At 57.3% G+C, this 13,369-nt stretch carries 14 protein-coding genes; 8 read left to right on the top strand and 6 right to left on the bottom strand.

Annotated elements, in window-relative coordinates; translation table 11 throughout:
• Positions 1-64: 64 nt before the first annotated feature.
• From clpA to KCG46_RS02990, 3 genes are all read right to left on the bottom strand, one after another.
• Complete coding sequence (gene clpA, locus KCG46_RS03000; RefSeq protein ID WP_218403848.1) at positions 65-2,464, bottom strand: ATP-dependent Clp protease ATP-binding subunit ClpA; 2,400 nt, start codon at positions 2,462-2,464, stop codon at positions 65-67.
• A 115-nt stretch (positions 2,465-2,579) separates the two neighbouring features.
• Positions 2,580-3,203, bottom strand: a complete 624-nt coding sequence (locus tag KCG46_RS02995) for a hypothetical protein (RefSeq protein WP_218403847.1) — start codon at positions 3,201-3,203, stop codon at positions 2,580-2,582.
• Positions 3,200-3,403: a DUF1192 domain-containing protein gene (locus KCG46_RS02990; protein ID WP_218403846.1), complete on the bottom strand. Its 204-nt coding sequence runs from the start codon at positions 3,401-3,403 to the stop codon at positions 3,200-3,202. The genes KCG46_RS02995 and KCG46_RS02990 overlap by 4 nt, the downstream gene beginning before the upstream one ends.
• A 135-nt stretch (positions 3,404-3,538) precedes the next feature.
• Between KCG46_RS02990 and KCG46_RS02985 the strand changes: the two genes are divergently transcribed.
• Both KCG46_RS02985 and KCG46_RS02980 read left to right on the top strand, forming a co-directional pair.
• Complete coding sequence (locus KCG46_RS02985; protein WP_218405267.1) at positions 3,539-4,525, top strand: NAD(P)H-quinone oxidoreductase; 987 nt, start codon at positions 3,539-3,541, stop codon at positions 4,523-4,525.
• Positions 4,518-5,147 carry a glutathione S-transferase family protein gene (locus KCG46_RS02980; protein ID WP_218403845.1) on the top strand — a complete coding sequence of 210 codons (630 nt, stop codon included), beginning with the start codon at positions 4,518-4,520 and terminating at the stop codon, positions 5,145-5,147. Before KCG46_RS02985 ends, KCG46_RS02980 begins: the two co-directional genes overlap by 8 nt.
• Positions 5,148-5,166: 19 nt before the next feature.
• Here KCG46_RS02980 and KCG46_RS02975 read toward each other — a convergent pair whose 3' ends face one another.
• Positions 5,167-5,865, bottom strand: coding sequence for a hypothetical protein (locus tag KCG46_RS02975; RefSeq protein WP_218403844.1), 699 nt, complete (start codon positions 5,863-5,865; stop codon positions 5,167-5,169).
• A 243-nt stretch (positions 5,866-6,108) separates the two neighbouring features.
• Here KCG46_RS02975 and KCG46_RS02970 point away from each other — a divergent pair, with 243 nt between their 5' ends.
• Entirely contained in the window at positions 6,109-6,975 is an 867-nt protein-coding gene (locus KCG46_RS02970) for a DUF1013 domain-containing protein (protein ID WP_218405266.1), read from the top strand.
• Between the two features lie 132 nt (positions 6,976-7,107).
• Positions 7,108-8,772 carry a long-chain-fatty-acid--CoA ligase gene (locus KCG46_RS02965; RefSeq protein ID WP_218403843.1) on the top strand — a complete coding sequence of 555 codons (1,665 nt, stop codon included), beginning with the start codon at positions 7,108-7,110 and terminating at the stop codon, positions 8,770-8,772.
• A gap of 85 nt (positions 8,773-8,857) precedes the next feature.
• On the opposite strand, the gene KCG46_RS02960 is transcribed toward KCG46_RS02965, so the two are convergent.
• Positions 8,858-9,265 carry a bactofilin family protein gene (locus KCG46_RS02960; RefSeq protein ID WP_218403842.1) on the bottom strand — a complete coding sequence of 136 codons (408 nt, stop codon included), beginning with the start codon at positions 9,263-9,265 and terminating at the stop codon, positions 8,858-8,860.
• 4 nt (positions 9,266-9,269) lie between these two features.
• Positions 9,270-10,517: a M23 family metallopeptidase gene (locus KCG46_RS02955; protein ID WP_255551735.1), complete on the bottom strand. Its 1,248-nt coding sequence runs from the start codon at positions 10,515-10,517 to the stop codon at positions 9,270-9,272.
• Between the two features lie 85 nt (positions 10,518-10,602).
• Here KCG46_RS02955 and KCG46_RS12580 point away from each other — a divergent pair, with 85 nt between their 5' ends.
• From KCG46_RS12580 to rsfS, 4 genes are all read left to right on the top strand, one after another.
• The gene (locus tag KCG46_RS12580; RefSeq protein WP_255551734.1) at positions 10,603-10,731 is read left to right on the top strand and encodes a hypothetical protein; all 129 of its coding nucleotides are present in this window, start codon (positions 10,603-10,605) and stop codon (positions 10,729-10,731) included.
• 17 nt (positions 10,732-10,748) lie between these two features.
• The gene (locus KCG46_RS02950) at positions 10,749-12,029 is read left to right on the top strand and encodes a glutamate-5-semialdehyde dehydrogenase (RefSeq protein ID WP_218403841.1); all 1,281 of its coding nucleotides are present in this window, start codon (positions 10,749-10,751) and stop codon (positions 12,027-12,029) included.
• Positions 12,030-12,047: 18 nt separating this feature from the next.
• Complete coding sequence (locus tag KCG46_RS02945) at positions 12,048-12,689, top strand: nicotinate-nucleotide adenylyltransferase (protein WP_218405264.1); 642 nt, start codon at positions 12,048-12,050, stop codon at positions 12,687-12,689.
• 90 nt (positions 12,690-12,779) lie between these two features.
• Positions 12,780-13,208 (top strand): ribosome silencing factor, encoded by a 429-nt coding sequence (gene rsfS, locus KCG46_RS02940; RefSeq protein ID WP_218403840.1) that lies wholly within the window; start codon positions 12,780-12,782, stop codon positions 13,206-13,208.
• Positions 13,209-13,369: the final 161 nt, after the last annotated feature.

Here is a 13,369-nt window from a genome sequence, read left to right as displayed (position 1 = left end):
GCTTCAACGAAAAGGGCGCGGAGAGGTTTCCCTTTCCGCGCCCTTTCTATTGGCTTGACCGGTCTCAGGTTTCTTTATCGCTGCCTGATTCCTCCGGCTTGGTGTCCGCATCCTGCGCTGGAGGCGCTTTTTTCGCAGCGGGCTTTTTCTTTGCCGGAGCCTTACGCTTCGGTTTGGTCTTGGGCGGGGCCGGTGTCAGCTCGAAGCTTGGCTTGCCATCCTTCACCGTCACATGAACCTCGCCGCCATCGGCCAGTTTGCCGAACAGCAATTCTTCCGCGAGCGGCTGTTTGATCTTGTCCTGGATCAAGCGGCCCATCGGACGCGCGCCATAGAGCTTGTCATAGCCTTTTTCGGCCAGCCAATCGCGGGCATCGCCATCGAACTGGATGTGGACGTTTTGCTCGGCCAGCTGCAGCTCAAGCTGCAGGATGAATTTGTCGACCACGCGGGCAACTGTCGTTTTGCCCAGATAGGCAAACGGCACAATCGCATCGAGACGGTTGCGGAACTCAGGCGTGAACATCTTCTTCACCGCTTCGGAGCCTGCATCTTCTTTTGACACATCGCCAAAACCGATGCCCTGACTGGCCATCATGGATGCACCGGCATTGGTCGTCATGACGAGGACAACATTGCGGAAATCAACTGTCTTACCGTGGTGATCGGTCAGGCGGCCATTATCCATCACTTGCAGCAGGATATTGAACAGGTCGGGATGCGCTTTCTCGATCTCGTCGAGCAACAGCACGCAATGCGGGTTCTGATCAACAGCGTCGGTAAGCAGGCCGCCCTGATCATATCCGACATAGCCCGGAGGCGCGCCAATCAGGCGTGAAACGCTGTGGCGCTCCATATATTCGGACATATCAAAACGCTTCAGCTCAATCCCCATGATCGAGGCGAGTTGGCGCGCGACTTCTGTTTTACCGACGCCGGTTGGGCCGCTGAACAGGAACGAACCGATCGGCTTGTCGGGATCGCGCAGCCCAGCACGCGAAAGCTTCATCGCGGTTGCGAGACGGGTGATCGCCTCGTCCTGGCCAAACACGACATGTTTCAGGTCGCGGTCGAGGTTTTGCAGCGCCTTCTTGTCGTCCTTGCTGACCGATTTCGGCGGGATGCGCGCCATCGTTGCGATGACCTGTTCAATCTCGCGCGCCGTGATCTTTTTCTTGCGGCGGCTTGGTGGGACCAGCATCTGCATCGCGCCGACTTCATCGATCACGTCGATGGCTTTGTCGGGCAATTTGCGATCATTGATATACCGCGCCGACAATTCAACGGCGGTTTTGAGCGCATCAGGCGTGTACTTCACACCGTGGTGATCTTCGAATGCTGTCCGCAGGCCTTTGAGGATTTTGATCGTGTCCTCGATAGTCGGCTCGTTCACGTCGATTTTCTGGAACCGGCGCAGCAGCGCTCTGTCTTTTTCGAAGTGATTGCGGAATTCTTTGTAAGTGGTTGAACCGACGCAGCGGATCGTCCCGCCTGAAAGCGCCGGTTTCAGCAGGTTGGATGCATCCATCGCGCCGCCGCTGGTCGCGCCAGCACCGATAACGGTGTGAATCTCGTCAATGAAGAGAACCGCATGCGGCATCGCTTCGAGCTCGGTCACAACCTGTTTCAGCCGTTCTTCAAAATCGCCGCGATAGCGTGTGCCCGCGAGCAACGCGCCCATATCGAGCGAGTAAATCACCGCTTCTTCAAGGACTTCGGGCACATCGCCTTCGACGATTTTGCGCGCAAGGCCCTCTGCGATGGCGGTTTTGCCTACGCCAGGGTCACCAACGTAAAGCGGGTTGTTCTTTGAACGGCGGCACAGGATCTGGATCGTCCGGTCAACCTCTGGGCCGCGGCCGATCAGCGGGTCGATCCTGCCGTCTTCCGCCTTCTTATTCAGGTTCACGGTAAATTGGTCGAGCGCGGTTTCTTTCTGCTTGCCGCCTTCTTTGGCAGCTTCCGCAGGTTCGCCGGCGGGGCTATCTTCTGCGCCGGATGTCTGGCCGCTTTCGATCTGGCGACCGCCTTTGCCAATTCCATGGCTGATATAGCTGACCGCATCGAGACGGCTCATATCCTGTTGTTGCAGGAAATAGACCGCGTAACTGTCCCGCTCAGAGAAGAGCGCCACCAGAACATTCGCGCCTGTCACCGTATCCTTGCCCGAGGATTGCACATGCAGGATCGCGCGCTGGATGACCCGCTGGAAACCGGCGGTTGGCTGCGGATCGGCGTCTTCTTCAGTTTTAAGTGACTGATATTCCTGATCTAGATATTGCTTCACAACCTCGCCCAGCTCCGCAAGGTCCACACCGCAAGACGCCATGACCTGTGCGGCATCCTCATCATCAATCAGCGCAAGCAGAAGATGCTCGAGCGTCGCATATTCGTGGCGACGTTCGGACGCATTGCCGAGAGCGTTATGAAGAGTGCGTTCGAGATTTTGGGCAAAACTTGGCATCAGGGGGTCTCTTTGAGAGTGCGGAAACGGATGGGGAATTCAGAGCCGTATGAGAGGTACGGTAAACTATATGGTATGGTCGCAAGAGATTGCGACTCCGTTTGTAGAGAGGCAGTCATTTTGCGCAGGCTCCGCCAATACTGTTTGGCAAAGGCCACGTAACAATTAGGTTTGGATACGCATCATCGCCAGCATCCTTGGCGTCGAACACTGGATTCTTACTGAACCGCGCTGCAATCTGGTTGGTTTCTGACGTATCCAAGACCACCCCGGTGAGGTGGCCTTTGTGCGCGATAAGGGCGATGTCGGTTTGACCTTCCACTGACCATACGTATCTGCGACTGCGCAGCCCCGTATGATGAACGATGCGATCATAATATCCGATCATGGTCGCTTTGACGCCGTTTTGTTCAATCTGATCCCCAATTTCAGCGTGGCGGGCACATTGGCGCGGCCAAATCATCGTCAATTGCGAACCTGCGACGCAATCGGGACGCGGCGGAATGTAGCCGTTCATACTTTTACATATTGACCGGATGCAGTGAGTCGTATCGTCAGAACAATCCTCGATCCGCATTGCAGCCTGCCCGCTCTCACCGATGTAATACGCCAAACCCCTCTGCAAATTGATTTCGAGGGCAGGCAGGATGGTATACCGCTCCTTTGGGAGATCCTGAGCCAGCGCACCGGATGGCAGCAACATCACCGACAAAGCTAGGAAGAGGAGCTTGAACTTCACCCGGATTTTCCGCCGAACAGGGCGTCCGCGGCCAGCCTGTGCGCTGCGGCTTTGTCACGGTGCGCCTTCACACGGGCTATTTCGGTTTCGAGCGTCGCAATTCGCTCGTCCAGTTCGTCTTGTGAATAGGGGGCAAGGTCCTCGGCTGCGAGCTTGCTCGCGGCGTCGCCTTTCGGGCGGGGAAGGTCGCCGTCGTCCATATTCCTGTAACATCTAATCCTACCGGCTTGCTGTCAATGCGCATGCTGGGTATTCGTCGCAATGTATTGCATATTGTGCGATCAAACGGGGCATTCTTGATGGTGGAAAAGCAAAGTCCGGTACTGCCGGAAACTATGGCGGCGATTGGTTTTGCGGAGCGGGGTGGGCCAGACGTTCTAAAGCCAGAGCAGATTGCGCTTCCTGAACTGGGCGCGAGCGATGTTTTGATCCGCGTTGCCTATGCCGGAGTGAACCGTCCGGATTGCATTCAGCGTGCCGGACATTATCCGGCGCCTCCCGGTGCTTCGCCAATCCTTGGTCTGGAAGTGGCTGGCGAAGTGGTCGCCGTAGGCAGCGACGTTCCCCCAGAAATGCTTGACCAAAAGGTCGCCGCGCTGACACCAGGCGGTGGGTATGCGGAATATTGCACGGCGCCATGGGGGCACTGTTTGCCTGTTCCGGATGGTCTGGATCTCAAATCAGCAGCGGCGCTGCCTGAAACACTCTTCACCGTGTGGCATAATGTGTTCGAGCGCGGATTGGCCCGTGATGGAGAGCGATTGCTGGTCCATGGCGGCACGAGCGGCATTGGAACGATGGCGATCATGCTGGCCAAAGCGTTTGATATCGAAGTGATCGTGACCTGCGGCGATGAAGCCAAATGCGAGGCTGCGCGCAAAGTCGGCGCGGACCTTGCGATCAATTATCGTGAGGCTGATTTTGTCGAGGCGGTGAAGGCACATACCGGCGGCGAAGGCGTGAACATAGTCCTAGATATGGTGTCGGGCGACTATGTGCCGCGCAATCTGCAATGCCTTGCCGAAGATGGCCGCCATGTGACCATCGCCGTTCTGGGCGGAGCAAAGGCGGAACTGTTCATACCGATGGTGATGATGCGGCGTTTGACGCTCACTGGATCAACCCTGCGGCCGCGCTCTGATGCATTCAAGACCGCGCTTGCCGATGAGATTTCCGTCAATGCATGGCCGCTCTTCACGTCCGGCGAGCTTGCTCCGGTGATGGACCAGACATTCCCGCTCGACGCAGCCGCCGCGGCGCATGCCCGGATGGAAGCTGGCGAACATATCGGTAAAATCGTGCTACAGGTCGCCGATGTCTGAACGATACACACTGCATGAAGATCCCTGCAGCGGGAATTGCTATAAGATCAAGCTGACAGCGGCGCTGTTGAGCACCCCGCTTGAAACGAAGCAATATGATATTCTCGCCGGGGAGACGCGGACGGAAGATTTTCTGGAAAATGTCAATTTGAACGGGCGCATTCCCGTTCTGCAAATCGACGGTGGAGGACAGTCCCGCTTTCTGCCTGAAAGCAATGCTGTGTGTTGGTATCTGGCCCATGGTTCGCGTTTGATCCCGCAAGACCGGCTTGGCCAGGCTGATATGCTGCGCTGGATGTTCTTTGAACAGTATAATCATGAACCCAATTTGGCGACGCTGCGGTTTTGGATGCGGTTCGTGGGCGAAGCCAATCTTTCAGATCGCCAGCGGGCGCAAATAGAGACAAAGCGATCCGCAGGGAACGATGCTCTGCGCGTGATGGACGAGCATTTGGCGGGCCGCGATTTTCTGAGCGGTGATAGCGTATCGCTCGCGGATATCGCCTTGTTTCCTTACACGCATCTGGCGGAAGAGGGCGGTTTCGCGCTTCGCAGTTTCAGGCACCTAAGGGCATGGATCACCCGGATCGAAGCCCTGCCCGGTTTCGCACCGATGGCCTGAAGTCTATCGGTTGCAACGGTTAGTAAGAATCGTCGCCCCACCCGCCGCCTTCGGTTGAGGCCTCTTCGTAGGCGAAATTGTCTTCGCCTTCGCTGTCATACGCCCAGCTCGTTTCGCCTTCTTCGCCGCCCCAATCATCGGTGGTAGACGACCAATTGGCCTGCGCAGCGTCGCTAAGGTGCCGCTGATAAAGCGCGGTGGTAGCGAGCGTTTCAAACTGCTCAAGGTCTTGCATGCCAATCGCGGCGAGCGAGATAACCTCGGCCACTTCCTCGCCGGATCCGGCGGTGGAGTTGCCTTTCTCAATGTCGCTGTCCCAGCTCCGCATCGCCGCTCGGAGCGCTTTTTCGATCTCTGGCTCGGACAAATATTCCGTGCCCGCCGCCGTCTCGCGGGTTACCAGGGGTAAATCGACCGTAACGTCGATTGTTGTGCGTCCCGCTGTCTCTTCGGTCATGTAAAACAGCACTTCGCCTGCTTCGCCGTCCGGATTTGGAAGGGTGTAGCGGACAGCGTGGAAATCTGCGCCGGTTTCGCGCACGATTTTGACCGGGCGAACACCTGCCGCGCTTGTCAGGCTGTTGGGGTTCAATTGTTTGGATGCAGCTGCGACGCGTTCGGCAGAGGCATCTACCTTCACAACGAAGTCTTTGCCTCCGCATGCGGTCAGCAGCGGAATGGCAAGAATTGGCAGAACTCTGCGATAGATCGTGTGCATGCTGATAACCCTTCGCCACAAAAACCCGTTGAAGTTTAGATGTTTAGGGCAAAGGCCTTAAGGAAGAATTGAGGGCCGCGAGCGTTTCTGGGGCGCAGTTCCGGGCGCGGATTGGCTGTTCGCGGGCCGCCGAATTTGCAGAGCATCGGCTTTCGCTTGCTCAATGCCGGCCTTTCCCCTATCTGCTCAGGTGCAATGGCCGCTCCGAAAGGGGCGGCTCTTCTATTTTTTACGGAGATAATTATGGCGCAGGCCAACACTCAGCCCACTCCGCTGATGCCGCATGCAACCGCGACATGGCTGGTTGATCACACCGGTCTTTCATTTGAGCAGATTGCCGAATTTTGCGGCCTTCATATCCTTGAAGTGCAGGCAATGGCTGATGACCTCGCGGGCAGCAAATATACCGGCCGCGATCCGGTCCACGCCGGCGAATTGACGCTGCAAGAGATCGAGTTGGGTCAGGCAGACGAAACCTACTCGCTCAAAATGCACAAGGCGCCGGTTGAAGTAACCCGCACAAAGGGTCCGCGCTACACGCCTGTGTCCAAACGTCAGGACAAACCTGATGGCATCGCTTGGGTCCTGCGCAACCACCCCGAAATTTCGGATGCGCAGATCGGCAAGCTCATTGGAACCACGCGCAACACGATCGGTGCGATCCGTGAGCGGACCCACTGGAACATCCAGAACATCCAGCCGAAAGATCCGGTGACTCTAGGCCTGTGTTCGCAGCGCGAGCTCGATGCGGTTGTTGCCAAGGCCGCCAAGCGCGCTGGCATCACGGAAGAAGTCGAACCGGTCGAAAATGCCGATTCCCGCAGCGATAAAGACAAGCTGATCGATGAGCTGCGTGCAGAGCGCGAAGCCAACGTCAAAGCTGCTGCACAGGCCGCGCAAGAAGCCGAAGCCGAAGCATGGTTGGCTGCGAAACGCGAAGCGGAAGAAAGTGGCGCGGATTTGATTGATCCAGAGAGCGGCTTTGTCGCTTCCAATCCCGAAGCAGAACCTGCGGCTGAGCCTGGAGCGCCAGCCGAAGATGCCGCCGTAGACGCCGACGTGGATGGGGATGAAACACCTAAAGAAGACGGCGAAACTCCCGCTGAGTAAGCGGATACCGGATTGGTAATGGGCGCACCCAGCGTGGTGCGCCCGATCACTCCAGATCAAGACAGCAAATTCTCGCGCTTTGCGAGCCGGTTTTACTTGTGAAAAATCGGGTGATCGGCCATGTCTACTGACATGAATGTCAATAAAGCCTCCTACCATCACCCGACCCCTTGGGATGCCGAATTTGAATTGATGAGCCTGCCCGAAATGTTTGGGCGGACAGTGGCGCATGATCCCGATGCGCCTTTCCTGCACTTCCTTGGCCGCACGTATTCTTATGGCGAGATGTACGAAGAAGCGCAGCGTTTTGCCGCCGGCCTCGCCGATATTGGCGTGAAAAAGGGCGACCGTGTCGGACTGTTTTTGCCCAATGTTCCGATTTATGCCTCTGCCTATTATGGGGCGATGATGGCGGGAGCGGTCGTTGTGAATTACTCGCCGCTCTATTCGGTTGAAGAACTTTCATGGCAGGTCGGCGATAGCGGTACCCGCGTACTCGTTACGCTCGACGTGCCTGAACTGTTTGAAACCGCCGAAGAAGTTCTGGCCGAATCTGATCTGGAAACGCTGATCGTCGGTAGGCTTTCGGATATGTTGCCTTGGATCAAAGGCACGGCCTTGAAACTGTTCAAGCGCAGCCAGATCGCGACAGTGGGTTACGGGCCTCGGATCCTGTCATGGGCCGATTGCACACCGGCAAAGCCCGCGCCCGATGTGGTGATCGATCCGGCAGTAGACCTCGCGCTGCTGCAATATACTGGCGGTACGACCGGGCGACCCAAAGGCGCGATGCTTGGCCACAGCCAATTGGTCATGAACGCGCAGCAAATTGCGGCGATCAATCCGTTTGGCAACCCTCGCCAAGAAGTATTCATGGGTGCGCTGCCGTTCTTTCACGTTTTTGCCAACGCGGCCTTGCTGAATCATGCGGTTGTAAGCGGTGCTTCGATCGCGATGGTCCCGCGGTTCGAAACGAAGCAGGTTCTGCAGACCATTGCCAAACACAAGGCAACCGGTTTCCCCGGCGTGCCGACAATGTTTCAGGCCATGCTGGATCACCCTGATCTGGCCAAGACGGATCTTTCGTCGCTCAAGGTGTGCATTTCCGGCGGGGCGCCAATGCCCGCGCCGGTCCATACCAAATTCGAAGAGATTACGGGCGTCCGTGTGGTCGAAGGATATGGCCTCACCGAAAGCTCGGGCGTCGTCTCGGTCAATCCATATGAGGGCACCCGCAAGAAGGGCACAATCGGGCAAGTGGTCGCTGGTACAGAGATCATCCTGCTGGATAAGGAAGACCCGACAAAGCTCGCACCCGAAGGTGTACCGGGCGAACTTGGCATTCATGGTCCGCAGATCATGCGGGGTTACTGGAACAAGCCCGATATCGAGAATGAGACCTTCGCTGAGCACGACGGTAAGAAATGGCTCCGCACAGGCGATGTTGCGATCATGGATGAAGAAGGGTTTCTCAAAATTGTCGACCGGATCAAAGACATGATCGCGGTTGGCGGGTTCAAGGTTTTCCCAAGTCAGGTCGAAGACGTGATCGTGGAACACGAAGCCGTCAAAGAGGCGCTGGTCATCGGCGTGCCCGATGAATATCGCGGTGAGGCTCCGCGTGCGTTTGTCACGTTGGAAGCAGGCGGTGATATAGAGGCCGATGCTCTGCGCGCTTGGCTGAACGAACGGATCGGCAAGCATGAGCGCGTTGACGAAGTCGTCATCAGGGACGAATTGCCCAAAACGATCATTGGCAAGCTGGACCGTAAAGCTTTGCGCGCCGAAGTGCTTTGACGCTTTGCGTTTTCGAGAGTTGAATCAAAAGCGCCGCGCTCCAATCGGAGACGCGGCGCTTTTGAATTGTGCCTGGATCGCGCGGTTACTTGGCGATCTGCAACTCCGATTGCACATCCGAGGCGGCAGTAGCTTTTGATGAAGCGGGTTTGCTGTCTGCCTCACGGCGACGAGCATTGGGTGCAAAGCGGCCATCGACCTGTGCGCCTTGCTCGATTGTAAGCGCATCATAGTGCACATCACCCTCGATTTTGGCTGTCTTCAAAATCACGAGTTCTTTGGCTGTGATCGAACCAGTCACACGGCCGGCAAGGCGGGCGGTGTCAGCGGTTACGCCGCCATTGACCTGGCTGCTTTCGCCCTGAACCAACGAAGCGCATTTAATGTCGCCTTCGATCGTGCCGTCAACATGCAGGTCAGCAGAGGCAGTGATATTGCCCTTGATATTGATGTCGGAACCGATGACCGAAAATGTAGAATTGTTGTTGGCCATTGGCTTACTCACCGGTCGCGGGGTTTGAGCGGAGCGCGCCGGCTCCGCGGACTTCTTTGAGAACATCGGGGGCTGCCTCCAGGAACGGGCGTGGGTTAATCGGGCGGTTGTTGATGCGGACTTCGAAATGCAAATGCGGCCCCGTTGAACGGCCTGTATTGCCCAAACCGCCAAGCGTTGCTCCGGCATCGACAGATTGCCCGATTGTCACACTAAGGCGGGACATATGGGCATAGCGGGTCATCAATCCGTTTTCGTGCTTGATCTCAACGGTCTTGCCATAACCGCCTTTCCAACCTGCAAACACAACCTCGCCAGAGGCTGCCGCAAAGATCGGAGAGCCGTAAGCGCCTTTGAAATCAATCCCGTTATGCATCGCGCCGCCGCCATTGAACGGGTCGCGGCGGTATCCGAAGTTCGATGTGATCTTGGTAACGCTGGCAGGAACAACTTGAGGCACACCGGCGAGGGCACGCTCAAGCGCGTTCATGCGCGACAGACTAAGGCCTAGCCGCTCAAAGCGAGGATCGATCGAGCCATCCGATGAGGTCGCAAGCACCTCGAGCGGGCCACCCACTCCGGATTGCGTAACCACATTGCGGGTCATCATACGTGGGTCTAGCTGAAGTTTGCGTAGTGCCGCTTCGGCCCGTTTCGCACGGTCATCGGCAAACAATGTCAGCTTCTCAACGAGGGCAAGCTGGCGCGCTTCAATTTCTGCGAGGCCGCGGGCCTGCGGGATAACCTCGCCCACCTTCTTGATGGTTTCGGCCGCCTCAGCGCTGGAATCGGTTACATTGGTATCGGTGTCGCGCACATCCTCGGGCAGCATGCGCGCCATTTCTTCGAGAAATTCCTGACGCGCATCGAGGTCGTCAACAACGCTATCGAGATCGTTGCCATAGGCATCAAGCCGTTCCTGTGTGCTTGCGATGCGGGCTTTTTCATCCTGAAATGAAGCGAGGTCGGCTTCGGCCTGGTACTTGTTCCAAGCCATAACGCCCATCGAACTGCCCCAAACGAGGGCAAGCGCTGCCACGGCACCAGCGGCGCCCATTTGAAGGCTCGGCGAAATTTTGATGAAGCGCACATGACCTTGCGAGCGCATAAAAAACTCGCGCTCAGGGAACCACTTCTTGAGCCGTTCACCCCACGGCTTTGCAGATTTTGATTGTGACAAAGCGGCCCCGGATTTCTTGATCTCGTTTTCTGACCGCTTGGTAACCGAGCAGGGGGAGGGGGTCGAATCCATGTATTCACGCTTCGGTTGAGCTGACTGCGAATCGCGATGAGTCGTTCATTTGCCCGCAATGTGCGCAAAATTGCCTGCAGAATTCATGAGCCTTGCGTTCAGTTTTTGGCGGTTTTTCGCGAATCTTGACGGTTCAGTCAAAGCGATTCGCCGCACACTCCAGCAAGTGATCATCCCGACTTTGCCGCAAAACGAATTGCACCGCTCGCGTTAAGCCTCCACATGTTAAGTATGACAATTCAACCCGGTGCCTCTGCTGTGATCGACGCTGATGCTTTGATCGAAAAGCTCGCCTGTGAGGGGCGTGCAGCCCAGCGGCAGCTTGCCGCCATGTCGAGCGAGGCGCGGGCATCCGCTTTGACATGTTCGGCGCAGCGTTTGAGGGCTGAAAGCGGGTCAATTCTGGAGGCCAACGCGAAAGATCTAGCCGCCGCGCAGGATAGTGGGCTTTCGCCTGCCATGCTCGACCGATTGGCGCTCGATAAAGACCGTCTTGAAAGCATTGCGGCAGGTGTTGAAGCGGTTGCTGGCCTACCTGATCCCGTTGGCCAAGTGATCGAATCGTCCCAGCGCCCTAACGGCCTCAAAATGTCGCGCGTCCGTGTGCCCATCGGTACGATCGGGATCATCTATGAAAGCCGCCCCAATGTGACCGCAGACGCCGCCGCACTGTGTGTTCGGGCTGGCAACGCGGCCCTGCTGCGCGGCGGCAGTGAAGCTGTGCATTCGAACCGCGCAATCCTTGCCGCATTGACGGCAGGTCTCGAAGAGGGCGGCGTACCAAGTAAGGCGGTTCAACTGATCCCAACACAGGACCGTGCGGCAGTCGGTTCGATGCTGACGGCGGCTGGGTTGATCGATATGATTGTACCGCGGGGGGGGAGGAGCCTCGTCGCGCGTGTTCAATCCGATGCGCGTGTTCCGGTGCTCGCGCATCTTGATGGCATCAATCATACCTATATCCATTCCGCCGCTGACGCCGAGATGGCAAAGACAATCGCGCTCAATGCAAAAATGCGACGCACTGGGATTTGCGGGGCGATGGAGACTCTGTTGATCGATGCCGGTTTTGCGGAGCCTGGTGCGTTGGTTGCCTCCCTACTCGATGCAGGCTGCGAACTGCGCGGTGACGGGAGAGCCCAAGCGCTCGATACACGGATATTCCCTGCGAGCGCCGATGATTGGGGCACCGAATATCTCGACGCCGTTCTGTCGGTAGGCATTGTCGACACGATGGACGACGCGCTCGAGCATATTGCCCGTCATTCCTCCGCACATACTGACGTCATCGTGACGTCAGATGATGCCGCCGCTGAGCACTTCCTTACCTACGTCGATAGCGCCATTGTGATGCACAACGCCTCGTCACAATTTGCGGATGGCAGAGAATTCGGGCTTGGCGCAGAGATCGGCATTGCGACCGGACGCTTGCACGCACGTGGACCTGTGGCGCTCGAAGGATTGACGACCTATAAATGGCTGGTGAGAGGGACGGGACAAGCGCGTCCCTGATATTGGAGCCAAACACTGATCCGAACCGGACTTCTTGGTGGCAGTTTCAATCCTGCGCATGGTGGCCATCGGCGAATCACGCGTTTTACGATTGATGCGCTTGGTCTGGATGAGGCGTGGTGGCTCGTTTCGCCCGGTAATCCGTTGAAGCCAAAGGCGGGAATGGCGCCGCTGTCAGCGCGGCTAAAGTCTGCAGAAGTTCAGGCACGCCGCGCGCCAATTGTGCCAACCGCGATTGAGCAGCATCTGGGCACTCGCTACACCGTGAACACGCTCGCAAAGCTGAAACGGCGCTATCCCAAACGCGAGTTTGTGTGGCTGATGGGTTCAGACAATCTGGCCGATTTTCACCGCTGGAAAGAATGGCGCAGGATCGCGCGGATGATGCCGATTGCGGTTATCGCAAGGCCCGGCTATAACGCGGATGCTTTGGCGAGCCCCGCCATGGCATGGCTCAGGCGCTATACCGTGTCTGCAGCCAAATTCCGTAACACGGGGCAATGGAGCGCACCGGCACTGGTGTTTTTGCGTTTCGATCCGGACCCACGTTCTGCCACGGCCATCCGCCGGGGTAACGCAGATTGGGCCTTGCAATATCGAGGTGCACCGGCGCGCGATCGGCTGACTTTCAGGCATGTGATTTCGAGCGAGGATTCATGAGTAGCTGCATAAGCGCTCAATTGAACTTTCTTGCCAAACGGCCTGTCGGTCACCATTTTCATCCTTCCTACTGGAGACTTATGTCCGCCTATGACACAGGCACAATCCGCGTCGGCCAATCCCGGCGCATCCGCAAACAAAGCAGCACAATCGATGGCAGCAGCTGAAATGGCTAAACACGAACTTCACGATCTGGTCTTGAGCCAGCTGGACGATGATCAGGCGCAAGAAATCGTCTCGATCCCGCTCGAAGGCAAAAGCTCGGTCGCCGACTTTATGGTGATCGCCAGCGGTCGTTCGACGCGACAGGTTGCCTCGATTGCTCAGAAACTTTCTGAAACGGTCAAACGCGCCGGTCACGGCCCTGTCCGGATCGAGGGTCTGCCCCAGGCTGACTGGGTTCTGGTCGATGCAGGCGATGTGGTGATCCACCTGTTCCGCCCCGAAGTGCGCACGTTCTATAATCTTGAACGCATGTGGTCCTTCGAAGGCGGCGAACCGCAGCAGGGAAGAGCGTAGGTTTTCTTTTTACGCCCTTAAGCGACGGGCGTGGGCCATCCGGCGCACTTGGCTTCCTCGCATAAGCTCGGGTGGCCGGTCGGCCTTGCGAAACCTGTCGGTTTCGAGCCAGCGCGAAAGGTGAGGTAAAGCTGCGGAGCACGGCGCGCAGCGCCGCAAGG

Origin of the sequence: Erythrobacter crassostreae (genome assembly GCF_019204045.1) — a bacterium.
Lineage (GTDB): Bacteria > Pseudomonadota > Alphaproteobacteria > Sphingomonadales > Sphingomonadaceae > Erythrobacter > Erythrobacter crassostreae.
Note: the sequence above shows the minus strand (reverse complement) of the source record. Positions and strands in the feature narration are given on the sequence as shown.